Raw genomic sequence first — 20,782 nt, forward strand, 5'->3', positions numbered from 1 at the left:
TTACGTGATATGACTTATGGACAAAGTTATATCACGAACCGCCTTGTGATTATTGGAGGTCGAAGGTGTTGTATATTCTCTCGTGCATAAAGCGAGGGACCTGCTATGCCATAAATTTAAGTTGGTGATAACTATGAATACGAAAAAAATTTTTCTGCTCAGTTATGATACTTTCCTCTTCTCAGGAATAAAAGCATGGCTACCAAATCTTGTATTGATCGATGCCCGGACATTTATTTCTGGCACGCAGTCAGTTATGCCGCAATATCCATCCTGCTTGCTGGTGATCGATAACCGGTTGCCATTATTATTGGTCAGAAAGTGGCTTCAAAGAAACAGTTCGCAGTTTATCAACATACACTGTATTGTTTTGCGGATGTGTGAAACTCTGTCTGTTAATCGGGGATATGAAGAATATTCCTTTATCAATGGAGGGGAGTTGTCGGAGCAGTTGATCGCTCAGTTAAAAGAAAGCTTGTTGGCTCCTGACAAAGTTGTTGAGGTCACGAAAGACTCACCGATGTTTACTTTTAACTTGACTGAATTTGAAGAAGAAATGCTGTATTCATCATTCACAAAAGAAAAATTGCATGATTTCTGTATTGCTAACTCTTTAACAATTAAATCAGTATATCGCTATCGGGATAAAATTACCTCGCGACTCGGTTTTTCTAACTTTAATGAAACTGTTATTTTTTTAACCCGTAATAATTTATTGAGTGAAGGTTGTGTAATCAATAATAATATAATTGGGGATGTCATTTATAGTGAAGCATATGATGTTTCAGATACCAGTCGGCTGAGTATGGCAATAAGGAATGAAGAGATCATTCCTTATTTTCAACCTATCGTGAACATCAGGGGCGACGTTTGTGGTGTTGAGGTCTTAGCTCGTTGGCCGCAGGGACATAACTACGCTATATCTCAGCGCGAGTTTATTCCATTGGCTGAGAAAAGTGGCTTGATTAATGAGCTAACCAGCTATTTAATGACCACTGTGGCGCGTAATTTTGTCTCCGGAGGCGCGAATGTTAATAAAACCCTGTTCGTTTCATTTAATGTTAGCCCGTCAGGTCTCAGTAATCCCGTATTTTATTGGGAATGTCTTAATTTTATGGAGATAACGCAAAAGCTACCGATAAAACTGATGATAGAAATAACGGAGAACCAGACGTTCACGATCACTCCTGCAATCAAAGAACTTATTCGCTCATTACGAAATAAAGGTGTATTGTTTGCTTTGGACGATTTCGGAACTGGGTACGCTAATCTCTGCTATCTCAATGAGTTAGACCTGGATGCAATAAAAATTGATAAAACCTTCATTAAGGCAATTAAAGAGGTTGATCAACATATCCCTATGCTGGAGTCAATTATTCACCTTTCGGGACTCCTGGGATTACGTATGGTAGCGGAGGGCGTTGAATATGATTATCAGCAACAATGGCTGGGAAACAATAAGGTTGACTATCTGCAGGGGTATCAATTTCTACCGCCAGTGATGTTTGATGATTTTATGCGTTTTTACAAGCAGTCTGATGGTCTGTTTGAATCAGCGTCTGATTCAACTTTTTCAGCGTAAAACCTGTCGGGAACATCAGGGGCGGATGCCTCTGATGCCGGTATTTCAGCAGGGATTAGTACTACAGATCCTATCTGTCTTGTGAAGGCGATACTCTGTTGTGAATGAAGCATCGTTTGTATATGCGTCTTTTACAGGGTATTTATAGCGGTATCTGCGTTACTCAAACCGGTTCCGAGGTTAGTCCGTCGCCATGCGTCATTTCCTGCAAAAATTAAGATTCTGGCTCCCGCCGCCCCTCATATTAGTGCTGTTTCTCATCGCGGATGCGTTGACGGCGAGCCCGGGTTTCACATTCGGCGCGGTGAATATCGTAATCAGCGTGCTGCTGGCCAGCGTCAGCGTGGCGGTGATCCTGCATACCGCATGGCAGATGCGGATGCAACGCACGACCCTGAACCCGCTACATGCAGAGAAATCAACCACGCTTGTTGTCGGCGGATGTTACGCCTGGAGCCGCAACCCGATCTACCTTGGTATGAGCGGACTCCAGTTGGCCTTTGCTCTGTTCATCGGTAGCCCGGCTGGTGTAGTGGCTGTACCGCTGTTTATGCTGGCGGTTGCCAGATTGCATATTGATTTTGAAGAGGAACAACTGCGAAAACATTTCGGACAGGAATGGGAGCGCTATGAGCAGCGTGTTCGCCGTTGGTTATAGAAATATCCGACCGCGGACAAACATTGCTGTGACGACACGATTCGTGCGTAATTAAAACCGGATGATGCAAAAATAGGCGTTTGATTCGCAAGGCCATTGACGCATCGCCCGGTTAGTTTTAACCTTCTACCCCGTGCTCACATTCGTGGACATGTCCTTTTCAGGGCCGATATAGCTCAGTTGGTAGAGCAGCGCATTCGTAATGCGAAGGTCGTAGGTTCGACTCCTATTATCGGCACCATTTCAAACTCTTCCCTAGTCTACCGAAATCAGTCCAAATCACTCAGGCTGCGTTATTCGCTGTCCGCTTTATGCGCCCAGGCCGGCATTGCCGTCAGATAACGTTTTGCCCGCTTTTGTGCTTCTTCTGGGCCGACTTTTTGCCAGGAATCGAGGAAGCTGGCCAGGCCTGATACCGCCTCTTCCCAGGGCTTGAGATTGCCGTTGCTGTCGCTACAGTAAGCGCAATATCGATCGCTGACACCTTGTGCATCGGGTGCCGACATCGGCATTCCGCAAGCCTGGCAGAACTGTTCATGTTGTGACATTTGATGCTCCTTATAGTGACGTTCTGATTAATAAATATACTGAATGTGTGTTGTGCAGGCTATGCATCAGATCAAAGCAAAGACGACGCTCCCGGTATCTCCAGTCAGAATTACCGGGAACCCGTTGTTACCTGGTGATGAATGCGAACTCTATTCGGCGAGTGGTTTATGAATGCGGTGCTCGCTTTCGCTAATCGTAAAAATACGTGGGATATCCATTAGTGAATTCCTCAATAAAATCGCTATTCACGCCAGTGCTCCGGTTTCATCAGGGCCTGAGCACACTGGATCTGGCCGGTCACATCAATTGGCTGAGCTGTGAGCGATTGCACCATCCAGCAGGCTTTGTGATCCTCTGGAATGGGATAAGGTGCTGGATAGCCTTTGTCTTCGGCACAGGGTTCGAATCCATGTTTTGGGTAATAGGTGGCATGGCCGAGAACAAAAACCGTCTGGCAGCCCATCAACCTCAGGTGCTCTATGCCAGTACGTATTAACTGTCCTCCCACGCCCATCCCCTGGTATTCCGGTATAACCGCCAGAGGGGCAAGGATATGCATCAGAGGTGAATCCGTTGTGCCCTTGAATGTGGCCCGGGTAAATAAAATATGCCCGACGGCTTTGCCTTCATGTCGGGCCAGCAGCGATAACGCAGGGCGCGCGCTTTCATCCTCAAGTAAAGACGCCGCTAAATCGGCTTCTTTGCTGAAGCCAAATGCGCGGGTTTCGACTTCCCGGATATCACTGGCATCACGTTCGTCTGTGATATCAAAAGTGAATTGGTGTGCTGTCATAGAAACTCTCCTTAGCGATTATCAAGCTGAGCACGAACGTTGTTCAGCCCGGTGGTATTGATCCGATAGGGCTGACCGTTGACGGATTTGATCAGTTTTTTGGTTTTGAGTTTTTTGAAGGTGGCGAGGGTGCAGTCGGTGAGCAACAGCCCTTCGCGGGTGTAGCATTCAACGGCGGTGATGCGGCCTGATGCATCGCGGACGTGCGCGATTCGACCACCTTTGGCGAGAACGTGTAAGGTACGTTGTTCCTGACGGGATAAATTCATACTGAAGAACCTGTTTAATCATCATGTGCAAAACGTGCAAACACACAGCGGTGTCCGCATTCGATTTCGGCGCATTGATAATCAGTCCGGCCTGAAAAGGTCGGTAAGCTGATTATCGGATGATTACATTCTCCAGCATCAAAGCCTCGGGTTGAGTTGATAGGTATTTACAGGGTGAATGGTAACACACAGCGTTAACATGGGTATTTACGAGTTCGAAAAGTGTGAACTGGTTCAGGAAAGGTTATGTAGCCTGCTTGATGTGTAAAACCACAGTTAAAACGTGGGTAACAGAGGGCTGAAAATTGCCCTCTGTTTTCGTAATCCATCTTTTGATTACGGCGCAGTACTGAAAAACTCCCCAAATTTGACTGCCAGCCACCCAACCGGTGTGGTCGCGCCCCCGACAATATTGGTAATTTCAGACATCCCCTCTGGTACCGGGATGTTGGAGTTAACCGCCGCCTGGGTGTATTCCTTCGAAATGTCCGTTCCGACGTACAAAATGCAGCTGACGATCAGCGTGCCGCTAATGAACATGCGGAACATATTACGTTTACAGAATGGCGTGACCATCGCCAGCAGGAACATCAATGAAGCCAGATCGACAAATGGCAGTACGCGGTTACCGGGCAGAATGATAGACAGCACCACGGCCATCGGGATTAACAGCAGTCCGGTTGCCAGCACTGAAGGTTCGCCAATTAATAACGCGGTATCCATGCCGATGTAAAAGTCGCGGTCAGGGAATTTAGCCTTCAATTTTGCTTCTGCGGCATCACGGACGATCAGTAACCCTTGCACCAGTATTTCAATCATTTTTGGCAACAGCAGCATCGCGGCGGAGACTTTGATTGCCAGCGAAACGGCGGCTGAAACGTCATACCCGGCAAGGAATGCCAGCAGCAATCCCAGGACAAAACCTAGCGTCAAAGGCTCACCAAATACACCGAATTTTTTATTAATGCTTTCCGGGTCAAAATTGATTTTATTGATAAGCGGAATTCTATCAATAATGTAATTACAGGCAATGCCAAAGGGGACGTAGGCTATACAGGTAAGATGGGGGAAGGAAATCCCTTTGAGATTATAGTTTTTTTGCAAATATGGGGCGGTTAAATCTGCTGCCAGTAACGTTAATACAAAAATACCAAATGTAATACCAACAGAAAGCCAATAGTTTCCCGTTCCGGCGTACACGACCGAACCCATTATCAGAAATATCCAATAGTTGAAGATATCGATATTCACCGTTTTGGTTAATTTGAGCAGCAGCATGGCCAGATTGATGACAATAAAACCGACCACTACAGGCAGCATCAGCGGAGAGCCCCAGCCGATCGTTGACGCTGTTGGCCATCCGGTATCGACGACATTCAGCTGCAGGCCGATGCGTTCGACCATTGCCTGAGACGCAGGGCCAATGTTAGTCAGCAGCAGACCAATCACCAGACCGACGCCCTCAAACCCAATACCGACCAGCATCCCGGCTTTAAATGCCGTACCGATTTTTACCCCAAAGCAAAGTGCAATAATAAAGAATATTACTGGCATCATTACTGATGCCCCCAGACTAATAATGCTGTTGATAATATCCATAATAATTCCTTATAAAGGCAGCTGAATTGGGCGCGAGCAAACCCGTGCCCAATGGGCTGTATAAAAACCTTAAAGGTCTTTTTTTTATATTTAACCGAGTTTCTTCAGCAGGATCTCAGCAAATAGTTTGGGTGAGTTGCTAAAGGCGTCGAGAGTACTTCCCGCAATATGCGGGGTGATGGTAACGTTATTCAGCAAATAAAATGCGCTGTCATCGGGTAACGGTTCATCGTCGAAAGTATCCAACGCTGCCCCCATAATTTTTCCGGCCTGTAGAGCGTCAATCAGATCGCGTTCATTGATTAACCCGGAGCGCGCAGTGTTAACAATAATGGCGCTGCTTTTCATTAACCCGAAATGATGCGCGTTGATGAGGTTTTCGGTTTCCGGCGTCATACGGGCATGGAGTGATACCACGTCAGCTCGTGTTACCAGTTCGTCGAGGGAATCGACTTTCTCATAGCGTTCGTGGCCTGATACGTACTTATCATAAAAGATAATTTCTGTGCCAAAGCCGCTAAGAAAGCCCGCGACCAGTTGGGCAATATGGCCCAAACCAACCAGACCGACAACCTTACCGCCAAGCTCAGGAATAGCCTGGTGATTAGGGCTGTCTTTACGCCAGAACTTATCGCGTAATGCGTCGTGAGAACGGGCAATATTGCGCATTTCAGCCAGCATCATCCCGACCGTAAACTCCGCCACGCTGCGAGCATTGCGCCCCGGCGTGTTCATTACCTCAATTCCTCGGGCCAGTGCGGCTTGCTGGTTGACGTTTTCAACGCCCCCTCGTAATACACCAATGTATTTGAGCTTTGGCAGCTTATCCAGCACCGCTGTATTGACCGGGGCAAACTGGGTTATCAGGATTTCAACGTCGTCAGCATCCTGGAGTAAGGCTGCGGGTAACGCGACTGCTTCTGCGCCTTCCTGCTCGACCCGCAGATTATCCTCCTGCAATTTTTCGACCGATTCATGCGACCATTCACGAATTTCAACGTCGATACCTTTATCCCTGAGCGCGTTAAGACCTGCATCCATCATCGCTTTGTTGATAAAAAGATCGGCTATCGCCAGACATTTCATAGTGATTCTCCATAGATTAACGCATCAACATACCGCCGGTGACATCCAGAGTTGCTCCCGTCATATAGCTGGTTTTAGGAGAAACCATGAAGACCCCGATGTCGGCAATTTCATTTGGCTGAGCTACCCGTCCTACTGGAATCCGGCTGACGTAATAGGCAGGGTCCTGTTCAATATTTTTACGGATCATCGCCGTGTCCATAATCCCGACGGCGATGTTGTTCACGTTGATTTTCTGTTTTGCTACTTCCCTTGCCAGCGAGATAGAGAAAGCCACCAGGCCCGCTTTACTGGCTGCATAATGGGCATGGCCGGTTGTAGAGCCATGGAACGCAGCCTGTGAGGTAATATTCAAAATGCTGCCAGCCTGATCTTGTTGCAGGCAGTGGTTCACAAACAGCTGGCTTAAATGGAATACCGCTTTCAGGTTCACATTCATTACTAAATCCCAGTCCTGCGGGGTTATTTCTGTGACGTAACCACTGAGCCAGATGCCCGCGTTATTAACCAGAATGTCGGCCTTTCCCAGGTCCTCAATACAGGCCGCAAAGAGATGCTCCCGACTTTTCTCATCGGCAAGATCGGTTTTCACCGCAATGATTTTGACGTCAGCGGTGGATTTCACCTGTTCAATCAGTAGCTCCGGGCATTCTTCATCACGCATATACGTGAAACAGATATTGACGCCTTCTTTAGCCAGCGAAAGGACAAACTCCCGGCCAAGCCCCGTGGCACCACCGGTGACGATGGCAGTGCGGTGTTTCAGATTTAGATCCATTCATTCCTCACTTAATGCGTGATGTAGTTACTGCAGCTTTTCCATGGGGACTGCATTTCAGATAACAGGTTTTTGTAGAGCTGATATTTATCCTGGTAAACCTGCTGGAGGGCCGGGTTCGGCGTTACGGTACGCGCGACGCGCACCATTTCATTGGATGCGGCAAAGACATCATCAAACCAGCCAATCATTACAGCGGCTGTCATTGCGGTACCCAGTGTGCCGTGTTCTTTGACATCGACAATCTCAAGCGTGCACTGGAAGATATCGGCAAACACCTGTAACCAGACTGGAGAGTTGGTGACTCCGCCAGCAATTCGGATGGTCCGACTCAAATCCGGATTGATGTTCCGTAAACGCTCGGTGTGATAGAGGTGGCTGAAAGCAACACCTTCATAAATCGCCCTCAGAAAATGCGCTTTTTTATGGAAACTGTTCACGCCAATAAAGCCTGCTGAGGCATCGGGAATGGTGTTAGAGCCAAACACGAAAGGAAAGAACAGCAGATGACTTTCATCTGGCGTCGTGGATGTGACCAGTGTGTTGCACAATTCATAGACGGAAGACCCCTGGCCAGCAGCGGTTTCCCGGTCGTTCTCCATGAAGTTATTAATAAACCATTCAAGATTACTGGCAGACGTCGGACTGGCTTCGGTTATTAGCCATTTACCGTCGATCGGATAAATTGAGGTCATAAACAGATCTTTGTCGATAACCGGATGGTCAGTCACATATTCATTGATGCTCCAGGTACCGGTGATGATAGCCAGCTTATCGAGAGAATTAATCCCGGAGGCGACAGACGAGGCGGATATATCGAACACACCGCCAGAGACGGGCGTGCCGGCGCATAAGCCTGTTTGACGGGCGACTTCATCGGTTATCCGACCGCAGCAGTCCGTAGACAGTTTGACGGGTGGCAACTTCGCGCGCAGGTCAGCAAGCCCCCACCACGCCAACAGTTCATCGTCATACTTGCGATCACGTACGTTAATCAGGTTGGTCCCGGAGATGTCAGTCAGTTCAAGATAAGCCTCTCCGGTTAGGTAGAAGCGGATCAGGTCTTTTACCATAAAAATGGTATGTGCTTTCTGCAGCACCTCCGGCTCGTTATCCTTTAGCCATGCCAGCAGAGCGATGGGTTGTCCGGCCCAAATTGACTGCATGGTTTTAGGCAGGATGTCGGTTAGAAACTCAGGTGAGTTTTGCCACTTTTCTACGTACTCTTTTGCCCGACTGTCGGTTGAGATAATGCCGTTGCGTGCCGGGTTGCCAGCTTCGTCTACCAGATACAATCCGTTCCCGTGCCCGGTGACAGCAACCCCTTTGATTTGGCTGGCGTCGATCCCTGATTGTTCAATCGCTTTTTTGATGACCTCAATGTTAGCCGCCCACAACTCGCTAATATCGCGTTCGGTATGAAATTCCTTGGGTGTCAGCATCTGGGTAGATTTTGACGCGATAGAAACAACGTTGCCGTTACGATCGTAGATAGCCGCCTTAGTGACTGTCCCGCCATTGTCGATACCCATTACATATTCATCTTTCATTACCGTGGACTCCTTATTGGTTACCATAAACCTGGCTCGCTGGTGGTTATTCCTTTAAACCCGGCATGGAATATTTTATCTACAAGGTATTTCCGCTTTACAAAGCCCCCGGCGATGAATATCACGTCAAAGCCATTCAAATTTCGGCTAATCAATTCCAGGCACTGGCAGGCATATTCAGCAGGTAAGATTTCTATTGCATCCGGCGGGTTATGTTTAACTATATCGATAGACTGATCTAACGATCGAGAATCGATAAGTAATACCCGAAAAATAGTCAACAACCCCTCTTTTTTTGCATAGCGCAGGGCGGAGAGATTGGAAGAAATAACACCATCAACTTTATAATAACTTTTCAGTAGATTGATTCCGGCCTGATCGGGTTTAAACCCGCCGAGTAACTCCAGATGGACCAAAACTTTCTTACCACTTTGATGACATTTGCCTATCAGTGATTGCAGATTGCCGATATTGGCCTCTGACAACAGGACATATTCCGATGAACAGGATAATGCCTTGTCAAAGTGTTTGTATTTTCTGACTGAAGGAATGATGGTGTTATTTAAAAACATATTAGTATCCGATGTTATTTAGCCATATAGAGGCTGTATGCTTCTTCCGCAGTGGCATTTTCATGGACGATAGCATTCAGACCTGCGACCACTCTGTCTGGTCGCGGATCCTGAGTGATATTACGACCCACTGCCACACCTTTAGCCCCAACCTGCATACAGTGCTGAACAAACTTGAAGTAACCATCAATGCCGGTTTTGGGGCCACCAAGTGCAAGGACGGGAACGCCTGCCGCTTCAACGATCAAGCGGTCTTCCGCAGTGCCTGTAAAGCGCGTTTTAATGATATCGGCACCCAGTTCCACAGCGGCGCGAGCCGAGGCGGCGATAATCGCCGGGTTGTTCGAGTCGTCACTGGTCACGGGGTAGCCATATGGAAGTGATTCGACAATCAGTGGCACGTTCCAGCGGTCTGCGGCTTGTGCCAGTTGCATTGCCATGATGTGCGTTTTTTCTTCGTTGAAAGCACCGGGGAAGGTCATGCAGACGACACCTTCAGCGCCGACTTTCAACGCATCTTCAACGGTAAACATCGGGGTAGTATCGGGAACGGTATTATCAAAAATACTGACTGTACTATCGACGCGTAATACAACAGGAACAGAATTTAATGGCTCACGAAAATTTTTCAGCATGCCGTACGTGACCAACGCACAATCCAGCCCTTGCTCAACCAATGCAGGCAGTTGGTTTATCGTATTATCAATACCATTTGTTTTCGTGGAAAAATAGTAACCATCCAACGCTAATGTCACTGATTTACCATCTTTTGCAAAAATCTTTGAGAGACGGCGTTCTTTAGACATTTATATACTCCTTAGCAAGAAAAAAACAAAAAAAAGCCCTCAGAGACTCATGTCTCTGAGGGCTTTCTATTCACATACCCTTGTGATAATGGTTCAGAAATCCAAATCATTATCAGCTAATTTGTTTTGCAATTTGAGAGGGGTTTAAACTTTGTTTATATTTAAATCCGTTCTCTTGCGTACTTAAATAACTAACATGCTCAGGATTAGCTTGTCTAGCTTGAGTGCCAAAACTGAGATGCTGATCACGTCAATTTTTTATTTTTGTAAGAATCAACAGTACAACGATTTAATACAACCAGTTGAAATCGAACAATTAATTATTCTGTCGGAAATTTGCTGACGGGGGCGTTATTTAGCCCGGCAGGCTTCCTTCTATATCCGACGGGTTGCGGCTTTCATACTCACCACAAATGCCTTCAGTTCTGCCAGCATCACGTCTTCATTCGCCGCATATTTCTCGATGATGTTGACGATGGCAGAGCCGGATATTGCGCCAGCCGCACCAGCTTGTATAGCGTCAGAAACCTGCTGGGGTGTGGAGATCCCAAACCCTTGCACCGTGGGTGGTGCCTGATACTCCTCCAGTTTTTTCACTAAATGGTGCAATGACCCTGTCGCCTGCCGTTCAGTACCGGTTACCCCGGCGCGGGAAAGCAAATAGGTATATCCACGCCCGTAGGTTGCTATCTGATGTAGCAGTTCATCATTAGCATTTGGTGGGCAGATAAAGATGGGGGCGATGTGATGGTTTATCGCCGCCTCGCGAAACGGCGTTGACGCCTCGAACGGTACATCTGCAACCAGTACCGAATCGACCCCGGCACGTTCACACCCGGCATAAAACTCATCAATGCCTCGGTTAAAAACCAGATTGGCGTACATCAGCAGGCCAATGGGGATGTCCGGATGCTTATGGCGAATAGTGGCTAACATCTCAAAACATACTCTTGGTGTGACATCAGCCGCGAAAGCCCGCAGTGCGGCGTTCTGAATGGTTGGGCCATCTGCCAGTGGATCGGAGAAGGGTATGCCCAGTTCCAGTGCATCAGCACCTGCTTCAATCAGAGTGTCAATAATCCTGAGCGAATGTGTCGGGTTGGGATCACCTAACATCACGAAAGGGACAAATGCACCTTCTCCACGGGTTTTCAGCTCGGTAAACAGGTTGTTATAGCGTTCCATCAAATTTCTCCTCGTGCGTGCAGAATATCGTGTACGGTGAAAATGTCTTTGTCGCCGCGCCCGGAAAGGTTGACCACCAGCAGTTGTTCTTTATCCGGATTTTCACGCATCATTCTCAGTGCGTGGGCCAGTGCGTGAGAGGATTCAAGTGCGGGAATAATGCCTTCTTTCCTGCTCAGGGTTTTGAAGGCATCCAGCGCCTCATTATCGGTCACGGAGACATAGTTGGCTCGCCCCGTGCTGTTCAGGTGCGCATGCTGTGGTCCAACGGAGGGGAAGTCCAGGCCGGCAGAAATGGAGCAGGATTCAATGAGTTGTCCCTCATCGGTCTGCATCATGGGTGATTTCATGCCAAAGTAGATACCCACACGGCCATGTTTTAGCGGGGCACCGTGCTCCCCAGTTTCAATGCCATGACCAGCAGGTTCCACACCGATCAGCCCGACGCATGGTTCATCAATAAAGTCGGCAAACATGCCAATTGCGTTTGACCCCCCGCCCACACAGGCAATCACCGCATCCGGCAAACGACCTTCTTTTTCCTGAATCTGCACTCGGGTTTCCTCGCCAATCATGCGTTGAAACTCACGCACAATGGTCGGGAATGGGTGCGGACCTGCGGCAGTACCCAGCATAAAATGCGCCGTTTCGTAGCTGCCGGACCAGTCGCGAAGCGCCTCGTTGGAGGCATCTTTCAGGGTCGCTGAACCGCTGTGGACGGGGATCACCTCCGCCCCCATCAGGCGCATCCGAAAAACATTCGGCGACTGACGCTCAATATCCTTCGCGCCCATATAAATACGGCATTTCAGGCCAAGCAGCGCACTGGCGAGAGCCGACGCCACGCCATGCTGACCGGCTCCGGTTTCAGCAATAATTTCGGTCTTGCCCATTCGCTTTGCCAGCAGTGCCTGGCCCAGTACCTGATTGGTTTTATGGGCCCCACCGTGCAGTAGATCTTCGCGTTTGAGGTACAGCGTAGTGCGGGTGCCTTCAGCCAGGTTTCGGCATTTTGTCAGGGCAGTTGGCCGGCCTGCATAGTTTTTCAGCAGGTTAGTAAGCTCAGCCTGGAATGCGGGGTCTTTTTGCGCACTGACGAAGGCTTCTTCCAATTCACGCAGCGCTGGCATCAGGATTTGAGGGACAAACATCCCGCCAAATTCGCCAAAGTAGGGGTTAAGTAGTGTGCTCATTAATGCTCCTTGTGTATGGGCAGTGCCTGATGAGTTGGGCCAACTTCCCGCTTCTGACACTGCACGGAAGTAAAATTAAGGGCTGCGCAGCGCATCCCGGCTGCGTTTACATACTGCGGTGATTCGCGTTCGCTAATCTTTGGGCAAAAAAAAGCCCGCTCATGGCGGGCCGGGTATCGGTGTGCAAATTGCAGACGTGGCGATACTGCCCGTTATCGGGAAGTGCGCCACCAGGCATGCAGAGTCATCATTGATAATTTCATTGTCCCATACCTTTTTTAAGTGAACCTTCGTACTAGTTAACTGGTTCAAAGGGCCGGAGTCAACTCTTTTTTGGCGATTAATTGTTCGAACTTACGTTCGTTGCATTCAGGAAAAAAACATCATCAGGATTGATTAAACTCATATACCCGATAATGGCTACTTTGTTAGTCTCGGCCTAATTATTGTTGACTGACAGGATTGTAACGTTGGAAATCTTTTCTTAACCCACTGAAAAATATCTTATAAATATTTTTCATACATAAACATATATGGTCCGTTAAGCACGGATTCGGTTTTGTATGGGTTAAAAAAGGTACGTTATGAAAGTTACATGGACCGTCTCGCCCGTGGGGTATCAGCGCATTGCTAAACACTGCCCTTCATGCAGCATTAAACGGGACTTTACGCCTTCGGGGGCATTTCGGGTTAATTCGCAAAAGAAGGTACTGGATGTCTGGAGCATCTATAAGTGCGTGCACTGCAATTACACCTGGAATATCGCGCTATTTTCACGTCTGCACGTCAGCAAAATTGATCGTGAACTTCATCACCGATTGATGGCGAACGATGCCGCCACGGTTCTATATTTTGCTTATGACAACACTACGCTGAAGCGAAATAATGCCGAGCTCTCGGGTCGACCTGATTTCCGCATTCAGGAGCAATGGTCAGCCAGTCTTTCTCCCGGCGAACGGATTGAGGTTAGCGTCAGGATTTCCCGTTCTTTTCAGGTCAGCCTGATGTCTATTTTGCAAAAGCAACTCATGCTGAGCGCCGGCGAAATCAAGAGGCGAGTTGAGTCAGGAAAAATAAGGGGTATCACGATGAAAAAGCTTAAATCGCGGAAGCTGAAGGATACAGAATATAAGTTTCAACTGTCTGCGGAAACGCTGTTCGCCCAGCGCAGGATAGCTCTGAAACATCGTTAAAAGTAAGACGCTCATCTTGAGTCGGTTGCGCCAATATAGTCATGGCTTAACAGAAGGAAAGACTCAGGATGGGCTTCAGGTGAATTTCATTGCCTCGGACATAAGCTAAAGGTTGTGATGATACTTAGGGGAAAATATGAATGAGCATGCGGTTCTGAAATTGCTTAATGAGCTGGATATATCTTTTCGGTACATATCACATCCGGAAGTGAAAACTGTCGCTGAGCATGCAAGTTTTGCCGCGGATTTTCCGGCGCAACTGTTGAAGAACCTGTTATTGAAAAACAGTTCTGGTAAGCATTTTTACCTGTATATCCTCGATGGCAATCAAAAGGCCGATCTTCGTGAGTTAGTGCTTCAGCTTAATGAATCACGTCTGTCTTTCGCTAAACCAGACGAGTTAATAGAAATACTCGGTGTGGAACCTGGCGGGGTTACGCCTTTTGCTCTCCCACATAACAAGGTGAGGGATATCCGTGTAGTCATTGATCCCTCTGTATCACCGAGTCAGCCACTGGGTTTTCACCCTTTGAGCAACACGGCTTCGGTCTGTATTTCTAAAAAAGACTTATTGCGGCTACTAACATTTTTCGGTTATTCCCCTGTAGATATTCAGACCGATAGAGTGATCCTGCTACCTCAATGGATTGATACGTAAAAAAGTGCATAACGTGGTTTTCACCGTACGAGGACGCCCTGGTCTGCAGGGGGGCGGTACTTCACTGGCTCCGTAGTTATTGATGCCGGTATCACTCTGGCTAATGCCGTTAACTCATGACCTCCTCGGCATTTAAGAAAATCATGTTTCACCTATCTTGTCGTATTAATGCTTTTTCGCCTCGGTGGGTTGAGCGTGTAGACGCAGAGCTGCAACTTTTATAAGGGGGCACTGGGGCTGAAAAAGTGACCCCGTTGAGTGTTCTTCGGTAACAAAACCGCCAGGTAAAGAATTCGTCAGGCTATGCTCGCGTAATAGATGAACGCGAGCTTATTGCCATCCGGATCGCGTACGTAGGCGCTGTAGAAGCCCTGACCATACTGCGGTCTATGCCCCGGCGCGCCTTCATCTTTGCCGCCCAGGCTGAGTGCGAGTGCGTACAACTGCTCAATATGCTCGACGGAACGCGCATTCAGCGCCACCATCGTGCCATTTCCAACGCTGGCAGGTTGTTGATTAAAGGGGCTGCCGATGCAAAGTCCAACGGTGTGGTTGTTGTTGAACGTTCCCCACGACGCACCTTCTTCATTACGCCCGGCCTGCGGTTGCCCAAGCAGTTCCATTAGTGGATCGTAAAATTGAATGGCGCGTGGGAGATGGTTAGTACCTAACATAATGTAAGAAAACATACTTTCCCTCTTCTTATGGATGAAGGGATGCTCAGAGGTTATCTGCCTTATGCGCCCAGGCGGGCATCGCTGTAAGATAACGCTTAGCGCGGATACACGTTTCTTCCGGGCCCATGAGTCGAGAAACTCCGCCAGGCCAGGCAAAAACGTTCATGCTGTGTCAGACAATGTTCCTTTTGTTCGTGTCCTGTAGTGGACAACAAAAACTGGCCAGCGGTAGCAGATGGTTATGCCATCGAGGTGACGTAAATGGGATAACCTGTCGTCATGTTCAGAATGATTCTCTCAGCAGCCAGGGGCTGTCGACCAGAATTTTCTCCCGGTGGCTGTCGCCATTGATAATGTGCAACGTACTTAACCGCCCAATCTCATAATGCGGTAACTGGACTGTGGAAAGCGGGGGTAAGAACAAATTTCCGATCCCGACGAGGTTATCATACCCAAGAACAGCAATGTCCTGTGGAATGCGGATCCCCTGTGTTAACAGCGTCTGATATACCATAAATGCGATACGGTCATTGCCACAGATTACCGAATCAAATTGCGGTATCCCCTGAGCAAAATACTTCAACAAGATATCTGGAATATCACGATAGTGTTCATCTCCATATTGCATATAGCAGTGATCGAGTACGTCAGGATTAATATTGGCTTCACGGCAGGCGCGATCAAGTCCCAGACGGCGGCGACGCGTCGCCAGATGATTGACGGGTAAATGTAAGCAAAGAGGGCGACGGTAACCCGCCGCTAATAGCGCCTGTACGGCTGTATACTGTCCTTGTTCATCATTGGGAATATAGCTGGCAACCGGTTCTCCGTTGTTCTCACAGTTGGCCAGAACGCAAGGATGCTTCAGCAGCCTGGAAGGGACGTTGACCTCACGTAAGCCCATTGTGGTGAAAATGATCCCTCCGGGGCGGTGTGCGAGCAGCAGATCAACAATATCGTCAGGGTTATCATCGGCAAACATATTAACCACGAAGCTATTCCAGCCGTACGCGCGTGCGGTTTCTTCAATAGACAACGTGATGTCGACAGAAAAAGGAGTCGTGACAGTATCCAACGCGAGCACGCCAATCGTTTTATTCCTGGAGCCGACACGACGGACCTGGCGGGCAGAGAGATCCGGTACATAATTGAGCTGTAAGATTGCCTCCTGAACCCTGGATAGGGTTTCAGGCTTCACCCGTTTCGGATCGTTTAGCACCCGAGATACGGTCATTAGCGATACATTGGCCAGTCTGGCCACATCTTTTAGAGATGCCATAGTCTTCCGTAAAAATACTAACTACCCAATCCAGATTTTGTACGCAATCCATCTATTAACGGGTTGTGAACAAAGACAAATACCTATTCTAGGCATCGAACCTCGAGGAAATGCAAGCGACGATAAAAAATGTGAGCTTGATCTTAACATAAAAATGTTAACGTTAACTTTTGTGATTAACATCGATTATCGCGTCAAAATCAAGTGTACCCGCAAAATGTTAACGTTACCATCTCATCATGTCATTTCCCTGAGATTACGTAAATGAAAAAAAGACCTTCTCGCAGCTATCTGCTGCTTAGCGCGCTGCTGTTTTTTTTCTTTGTGACCTGGTCCTCATCAAGTTCACTTCTCTCTATTTGGTTGCATCAGGAAGTGGGGCTAAAGGCTTCGGAAACCGGAATTATCTTTTCCGTGTTATCCGTCTCTGCGCTCTTTGCTCAGGTTTGTTATGGCTTTATTCAGGACCGACTGGGCTTGCGTAAACATCTGTTATGGTGCATCACAGCATTACTCATTCTCTCCGGTCCCGCGTATTTGCTATTTAGCTATTTACTGAGTATCAACATTTTGCTGGGGAGCGTATTCGGTGGTTTGTTTATCGGGCTAACATTTAACGGCGGTATCGGCGTTCTGGAGTCCTACACCGAACGCGTTGCGCGTCAGAGTACCTTTGAGTTTGGTCGGGCACGCATGTGGGGATCTCTGGGCTGGGCGGTGGCGACGTTTTTTGCCGGACTGCTGTTTAACATTAACCCTGACCTTAATTTCCTGGTGGCGTCCTGCTCTGGGATAATTTTCTTCTGTCTTCTGGCCCGCTTAAAAGTTGCAGCTCCGGCAAGCATGGAGAAACTCGAAATCGGCGCTAAAAAAGTCTCTCTGGAAGATGCTCTGAATCTCCTTACTCTGCCACGTTTCTGGGCTTTGATATTCTTTGTGGTCGGTACCTGCATTTACGGCGTCTACGATCAGCAATTTCCGGTCTATTTCTCTTCACAGTTCCCATCATTAAGAGAAGGGAATGAAATGTTTGGCTATTTAAACTCTTTCCAGGTTTTTCTGGAGGCGGCAGGCATGTTTTGTGCGCCTTGGTTGGTTAACCGCATCGGCGCAAAAAATGGCCTTATATTCGCAGGAATGGTGATGGCGATGCGTATGATCGCTTCCGGGCTGGTGGAAGGGCCGCTGCTGATTTCTATTACCAAATTACTTCACGCTGTCGAACTGCCGATATTGTTAGTCGCTATTTTTAAATACAACAGTATGAATTTTGACAAGCGTCTGTCCTCCACGATTTATCTGGTGGGATTCGCCTGCACCAGTTCAATTATTGGCACTGTACTGTCCCCACTGGCAGGTTTTAGCTATGAAAAATTTGGTTTCGCCCAGTCCTATCTAATCATGGGCATTATGGTGTTTTGCACCACGTTTATTTCAATTTTCCTTTTGCGCTCAAATAAGTCCACATCTGAGCCATCTTTTCTGCAGCAAAATGTTGCGTAATGTACTGAGAGTAAAGACGATGACATCCTTGTTAGAACAGGCCGAACAGACGCTTGAAAAAGCACAAGCCGATATTAATCCGCGTTGGTATCCGCGGTATCACCTCGCTGCTCGCGCAGGCTGGATGAACGATCCTAACGGCCTGGTATGGTTTGACGGTTGGTATCACGCGTTTTATCAGCATCACCCTTATTCTCCTGAATGGGGACCAATGCACTGGGGGCATGCTCGCAGCAAAGATCTGGTGCACTGGGAACATCTGCCAGTCGCGCTGGCGCCGGAAGGTCCTGCGGATGTGGATGGCTGTTTCTCCGGCTCTGCCGTGGTGGATGGCGATATGCTGTCGCTGATTTATACCGGACATAAATTTCACGGTTCGCCAGACACAGATGACAATCTCTACCAGGTACAGTGCCTGGCAACCAGTCGTGACGGTATCCATTTTGAACGACATGGTATGGTGATTGATACGCCGTCAGAACTGCATCATTTTCGTGACCCGAAGGTATGGCGCGAAGGCGAGTGCTGGTACATGGTGGTCGGTTCCCGTGTGAAAAATACAGGGCAGGTTCGCCTGTATAGTTCATCCGATCTCCGTAAATGGCAAGACGAAGGGATTTTTGCCGAGGCTGATGAAGGGATGGGGTATATGTGGGAATGCCCTGATTTCTTTACTCTCGGGGGGAAGCGGCTCCTGATGTTTTCTCCACAGGGAATTGCGGCGGAAGGTTATCGCCATCGCAACCTTTTTCAGAGTGGTTATTTACTCGGCGAATGGCAGCCCGGTCAACAGTTCACCCATGACGGACAATTCATTGAACTGGACCATGGCCATGATTTTTATGCTCCGCAAAGCTTTCTAACCCCGGATAATCGCCGAATTGTTATCGGTTGGCTGGATATGTGGGAATCGTCGATGCCTGAACAGCAGGACGGTTGGGCCGGAATGCTGTCTCTCCCGCGCGAATTGAGCCTTGGTGATGACCATCGGGTGAGGATGAAACCCGCTGATGAAGTTACCGCGCTGCGTGGCAGCTATTATCCAACGCCCGCGTGCTGCCTGCGTAATCAGAAAGTCCTTATTACAGCTGATGCCGAAGCAATTGAGGTACAACTGGTATGGGATCTGAACGCTTCTACAGCTGAACAGTTTGGTATGACATTAGGCGAGGGGCTAAGAATTTACGTTGATAATCAAGCCCAGCGTCTGATAGTAGAGCGTCGCTATCCAGAATATTCGCTGGAAGGAACTCGCAGTATTCCGTTGCCAGCAGGCGGTGTGCTGTCATTACGCATTTTTATCGACCGCTCATCAGTAGAGGTATTTGTTAATGATGGTGATGCGTGCTTAAGTAGCCGAATTTATCCTGATCCGGCCCTGCGCGATCTTTCACTGTTTGCGAATCATGGTGTCGCCTCATTACAGGAAGCAGGATACTGGTCTTGGGATAAATAATTTAGTCCCGATTCGCTTTACCTCTTACATTGTGAGCTTTTATTTCTGCCAGTCTTTGGCTGGCATATTATTGCCTAAAATAATGAGAAAACGAAATGGATGAAATATTAATGCCTCACTATCGCATTACAGCGATGAATATCAGAAAGTTTATTTTAAAAGAAAAGGTTCTGGCCTGTGTGATAACATCAGTTGCAGCGTTTTCTGCTATAGCTGAAGATAATACAGAACAGCCAATGATTTATACAGGAAACTATCAAAGCTATTTTCAGGATGAGTCTGAAATTAACGTAACGAGTACACCGCCAACAATCAAAGGAAATGAGCAATCTTCACGTAACGCTTCATCACCTTCAGTCCTGGCGGATAAAACAGCGGTGTCCACTACGTCGCCAATACCAGCTAGGTTATCAGCAGCAACTGATAATAAGAACTCTGAAGTGAAAACGAATAATAAGGGAGATAACCCAGAAGATGTCAGTCTGTTGCGTTTAAGGCAGGAAGATCCACCGGTTCACTGGAACAGTATTGGTCGTAATATGGAGGCTGGTGGTCTACACGGAAATATTGGAACTCAGATAGAGATTGATGATGTTCGGTGGAGTGATAATAAGAAGAACAGCGGAAAATTCAAACTCGCCACCATTCAGGCCTTTTTACGACATGATGAGCTACCAAACTGGTACTTTGGTTTCTGGAATGCCCGTGAGGATAGCTATAAAGGTCAATTTAGTAATCAGGACTATAAAGGCACAAATACGATCAATGAGTTTTTTGTCGGCCATATTTTTGAAACCTGGCGCGGTAATATTGGCACGGAGGTCATGGTCGGGTCAGAAACGGCAACTAAACGTTGGAAAAACAGGTACAAAATCTGGCAAGACCTGCGACTGACCAACAAATGGAGCCTGGCCGGTTACGCCTACGGCGAATACCAGCCGCAGGGCAACGAACCGGGAAATGGCGATCTTGAGCAATATATTTTTGAAATTGAGCCCGCCATTCAATACCGCGTGAATCCCGATCTCGGCCTGTATTTGCGACCCTATTATTACTATAACCGTCAGGAGCGTGAGAGCTGGGGTGACATTGTAGAAGAAGAATGGAAGGTTACGGCTGGACTCTGGCGGAACTGGTATCCTCTGTTAACCTCTCTGTATTTAGGCTTCGGCCAGGACAAAATAGATAACGCCAGTAATGCTAAAGAAGTTTTTTATGACGGACGTTATAAATTTATCGGTGGCACAATTAGTTATCCAGTGTTTGGTGAAGTTAGATTATATGGTGAGTTCAAAGCACAATTCACGAAAGAAACCGGGCTCTGGACTTCTAGCGGCCATTCGTGGAATCCCTTTACCGTGGTTGGCGTGAATTATAACTTCTGATCTTCAGGTGT

General features: G+C 47.8%; 19 protein-coding genes, 1 tRNA gene, 3 pseudogenes and 1 other annotated feature. Of the genes and pseudogenes, 8 read left to right on the forward strand and 15 right to left on the reverse strand.

The genetic code is table 11. The annotated features are described in order from the left end of the window. The first annotated feature begins 133 nt into the window (after positions 1–133). The 3 genes from E1B03_RS06000 to E1B03_RS06010 all read left to right on the forward strand — a co-directional run bounded on the left by E1B03_RS06000 (position 134) and on the right by E1B03_RS06010 (position 2,481). Positions 134–1,582 carry an EAL domain-containing protein gene (locus tag E1B03_RS06000; protein ID WP_133085839.1) on the forward strand — a complete coding sequence of 483 codons (1,449 nt, stop codon included), beginning with the start codon at positions 134–136 and terminating at the stop codon, positions 1,580–1,582. Positions 1,583–1,886: 304 nt separating this feature from the next. After that, on the forward strand, positions 1,887–2,240 hold the full coding sequence (locus E1B03_RS06005) for a methyltransferase family protein (RefSeq protein WP_246044140.1): 354 nt from the start codon (positions 1,887–1,889) through the stop codon (positions 2,238–2,240). A gap of 165 nt (positions 2,241–2,405) precedes the next feature. Next, a tRNA-Thr gene (locus tag E1B03_RS06010) sits at positions 2,406–2,481 on the forward strand. A gap of 52 nt (positions 2,482–2,533) precedes the next feature. On the opposite strand, the gene E1B03_RS06015 is transcribed toward E1B03_RS06010, so the two are convergent. The 12 genes and pseudogenes from E1B03_RS06015 to trpB all read right to left on the reverse strand — a co-directional run bounded on the left by E1B03_RS06015 (position 2,534) and on the right by trpB (position 12,620). Beyond that, entirely contained in the window at positions 2,534–2,746 is a 213-nt protein-coding gene (locus tag E1B03_RS06015; RefSeq protein ID WP_281279707.1) for a zinc ribbon domain-containing protein, read from the reverse strand. A 204-nt stretch (positions 2,747–2,950) separates the two neighbouring features. Continuing rightward, positions 2,951–3,034 (reverse strand): annotated as a pseudogene (locus tag E1B03_RS26680) (SAM-dependent methyltransferase); the annotation flags it as partial. Beyond that, positions 3,035–3,582, reverse strand: a pseudogene (locus tag E1B03_RS06020) (GNAT family N-acetyltransferase). Positions 3,583–3,593: 11 nt separating this feature from the next. After that, complete coding sequence (locus E1B03_RS06025; RefSeq protein ID WP_047057905.1) at positions 3,594–3,851, reverse strand: YjhX family toxin; 258 nt, start codon at positions 3,849–3,851, stop codon at positions 3,594–3,596. A gap of 336 nt (positions 3,852–4,187) precedes the next feature. Next, a complete protein-coding gene (locus E1B03_RS06030; protein ID WP_103770983.1) occupies positions 4,188–5,450 on the reverse strand; it encodes a PTS galactitol transporter subunit IIC in 1,263 nt (420 codons plus the stop codon). Positions 5,451–5,540: 90 nt separating this feature from the next. Then, a complete protein-coding gene (locus tag E1B03_RS06035; RefSeq protein ID WP_133085841.1) occupies positions 5,541–6,536 on the reverse strand; it encodes a 2-hydroxyacid dehydrogenase in 996 nt (331 codons plus the stop codon). A gap of 16 nt (positions 6,537–6,552) precedes the next feature. Continuing rightward, on the reverse strand, positions 6,553–7,314 hold the full coding sequence (locus E1B03_RS06040) for an SDR family NAD(P)-dependent oxidoreductase (RefSeq protein WP_103770985.1): 762 nt from the start codon (positions 7,312–7,314) through the stop codon (positions 6,553–6,555). Positions 7,315–7,325: 11 nt separating this feature from the next. Continuing rightward, positions 7,326–8,864, reverse strand: coding sequence for an FGGY-family carbohydrate kinase (locus E1B03_RS06045; RefSeq protein ID WP_103770986.1), 1,539 nt, complete (start codon positions 8,862–8,864; stop codon positions 7,326–7,328). 20 nt (positions 8,865–8,884) lie between these two features. Beyond that, on the reverse strand, positions 8,885–9,436 hold the full coding sequence (locus E1B03_RS06050; protein WP_103770987.1) for a glycerol-3-phosphate responsive antiterminator: 552 nt from the start codon (positions 9,434–9,436) through the stop codon (positions 8,885–8,887). A 14-nt stretch (positions 9,437–9,450) separates the two neighbouring features. Further along, positions 9,451–10,242: a class I fructose-bisphosphate aldolase gene (locus tag E1B03_RS06055; protein ID WP_103770988.1), complete on the reverse strand. Its 792-nt coding sequence runs from the start codon at positions 10,240–10,242 to the stop codon at positions 9,451–9,453. Positions 10,243–10,617: 375 nt separating this feature from the next. Beyond that, complete coding sequence (gene trpA, locus E1B03_RS06060) at positions 10,618–11,427, reverse strand: tryptophan synthase subunit alpha (RefSeq protein ID WP_103770989.1); 810 nt, start codon at positions 11,425–11,427, stop codon at positions 10,618–10,620. Next, positions 11,427–12,620, reverse strand: coding sequence for a tryptophan synthase subunit beta (gene trpB / locus E1B03_RS06065; RefSeq protein WP_133085842.1), 1,194 nt, complete (start codon positions 12,618–12,620; stop codon positions 11,427–11,429). Before trpB ends, trpA begins: the two co-directional genes overlap by 1 nt. Positions 12,621–12,765: 145 nt before the next feature. Continuing rightward, positions 12,766–12,859: a sequence feature (Trp leader region), on the reverse strand. 345 nt (positions 12,860–13,204) lie between these two features. Here trpB and E1B03_RS06070 point away from each other — a divergent pair. Next, positions 13,205–13,813, forward strand: a complete 609-nt coding sequence (locus E1B03_RS06070; RefSeq protein WP_103770991.1) for a DUF1062 domain-containing protein — start codon at positions 13,205–13,207, stop codon at positions 13,811–13,813. 136 nt (positions 13,814–13,949) lie between these two features. Further along, on the forward strand, positions 13,950–14,471 hold the full coding sequence (locus E1B03_RS06075; protein WP_133085843.1) for a YbaK/EbsC family protein: 522 nt from the start codon (positions 13,950–13,952) through the stop codon (positions 14,469–14,471). A 296-nt stretch (positions 14,472–14,767) separates the two neighbouring features. Here E1B03_RS06075 and E1B03_RS06080 read toward each other — a convergent pair whose 3' ends face one another. The 3 genes and pseudogenes from E1B03_RS06080 to E1B03_RS06085 all read right to left on the reverse strand — a co-directional run bounded on the left by E1B03_RS06080 (position 14,768) and on the right by E1B03_RS06085 (position 16,427). Beyond that, the gene (locus E1B03_RS06080; protein WP_103770993.1) at positions 14,768–15,160 is read right to left on the reverse strand and encodes a VOC family protein; all 393 of its coding nucleotides are present in this window, start codon (positions 15,158–15,160) and stop codon (positions 14,768–14,770) included. Between the two features lie 31 nt (positions 15,161–15,191). Next, a pseudogene (locus E1B03_RS26685) lies at positions 15,192–15,298 on the reverse strand (hypothetical protein); the annotation flags it as partial. Between the two features lie 133 nt (positions 15,299–15,431). Continuing rightward, a complete protein-coding gene (locus tag E1B03_RS06085; RefSeq protein ID WP_133085844.1) occupies positions 15,432–16,427 on the reverse strand; it encodes a LacI family DNA-binding transcriptional regulator in 996 nt (331 codons plus the stop codon). A 264-nt stretch (positions 16,428–16,691) separates the two neighbouring features. Here E1B03_RS06085 and E1B03_RS06090 point away from each other — a divergent pair, with 264 nt between their 5' ends. From E1B03_RS06090 to E1B03_RS06100, 3 genes are all read left to right on the forward strand, one after another. Continuing rightward, positions 16,692–17,930: an MFS transporter gene (locus tag E1B03_RS06090; protein WP_103770995.1), complete on the forward strand. Its 1,239-nt coding sequence runs from the start codon at positions 16,692–16,694 to the stop codon at positions 17,928–17,930. Positions 17,931–17,949: 19 nt separating this feature from the next. After that, positions 17,950–19,386 (forward strand): glycoside hydrolase family 32 protein, encoded by a 1,437-nt coding sequence (locus tag E1B03_RS06095; protein WP_133085845.1) that lies wholly within the window; start codon positions 17,950–17,952, stop codon positions 19,384–19,386. Positions 19,387–19,481: 95 nt separating this feature from the next. Next, positions 19,482–20,771, forward strand: coding sequence for an OmpG porin family protein (locus E1B03_RS06100; RefSeq protein ID WP_133085846.1), 1,290 nt, complete (start codon positions 19,482–19,484; stop codon positions 20,769–20,771). The last annotated feature ends 11 nt before the right edge of the window (positions 20,772–20,782 follow it).

The sequence above is a fragment of the Citrobacter arsenatis genome (genome assembly GCF_004353845.1).
Lineage (GTDB): Bacteria > Pseudomonadota > Gammaproteobacteria > Enterobacterales > Enterobacteriaceae > Citrobacter > Citrobacter arsenatis.

What these genes read in the sequence shown, in the direction of transcription:
- E1B03_RS06000 (WP_133085839.1), top strand. Translation starts at nt 134, where the DNA reads ATGAATACGAAAAAAATTTTTCTGCTCAGTTATGATACTTTCCTCTTC.
- E1B03_RS06015 (WP_281279707.1), bottom strand. Translation starts at nt 2,746, where the DNA reads ATGTCGGCACCCGATGCACAAGGTGTCAGCGATCGATATTGCGCTTAC.
- E1B03_RS06025 (WP_047057905.1), bottom strand. Translation starts at nt 3,851, where the DNA reads ATGAATTTATCCCGTCAGGAACAACGTACCTTACACGTTCTCGCCAAA.
- E1B03_RS06030 (WP_103770983.1), bottom strand. Translation starts at nt 5,450, where the DNA reads ATGGATATTATCAACAGCATTATTAGTCTGGGGGCATCAGTAATGATG.
- E1B03_RS06035 (WP_133085841.1), bottom strand. Translation starts at nt 6,536, where the DNA reads ATGAAATGTCTGGCGATAGCCGATCTTTTTATCAACAAAGCGATGATG.
- E1B03_RS06040 (WP_103770985.1), bottom strand. Translation starts at nt 7,314, where the DNA reads ATGGATCTAAATCTGAAACACCGCACTGCCATCGTCACCGGTGGTGCC.
- E1B03_RS06045 (WP_103770986.1), bottom strand. Translation starts at nt 8,864, where the DNA reads ATGAAAGATGAATATGTAATGGGTATCGACAATGGCGGGACAGTCACT.
- E1B03_RS06050 (WP_103770987.1), bottom strand. Translation starts at nt 9,436, where the DNA reads ATGTTTTTAAATAACACCATCATTCCTTCAGTCAGAAAATACAAACAC.
- E1B03_RS06055 (WP_103770988.1), bottom strand. Translation starts at nt 10,242, where the DNA reads ATGTCTAAAGAACGCCGTCTCTCAAAGATTTTTGCAAAAGATGGTAAA.
- trpA (WP_103770989.1), bottom strand. Translation starts at nt 11,427, where the DNA reads ATGGAACGCTATAACAACCTGTTTACCGAGCTGAAAACCCGTGGAGAA.
- trpB (WP_133085842.1), bottom strand. Translation starts at nt 12,620, where the DNA reads ATGAGCACACTACTTAACCCCTACTTTGGCGAATTTGGCGGGATGTTT.
- E1B03_RS06070 (WP_103770991.1), top strand. Translation starts at nt 13,205, where the DNA reads ATGAAAGTTACATGGACCGTCTCGCCCGTGGGGTATCAGCGCATTGCT.
- E1B03_RS06075 (WP_133085843.1), top strand. Translation starts at nt 13,950, where the DNA reads ATGAATGAGCATGCGGTTCTGAAATTGCTTAATGAGCTGGATATATCT.
- E1B03_RS06080 (WP_103770993.1), bottom strand. Translation starts at nt 15,160, where the DNA reads ATGTTTTCTTACATTATGTTAGGTACTAACCATCTCCCACGCGCCATT.
- E1B03_RS06085 (WP_133085844.1), bottom strand. Translation starts at nt 16,427, where the DNA reads ATGGCATCTCTAAAAGATGTGGCCAGACTGGCCAATGTATCGCTAATG.
- E1B03_RS06090 (WP_103770995.1), top strand. Translation starts at nt 16,692, where the DNA reads ATGAAAAAAAGACCTTCTCGCAGCTATCTGCTGCTTAGCGCGCTGCTG.
- E1B03_RS06095 (WP_133085845.1), top strand. Translation starts at nt 17,950, where the DNA reads ATGACATCCTTGTTAGAACAGGCCGAACAGACGCTTGAAAAAGCACAA.
- E1B03_RS06100 (WP_133085846.1), top strand. Translation starts at nt 19,482, where the DNA reads ATGGATGAAATATTAATGCCTCACTATCGCATTACAGCGATGAATATC.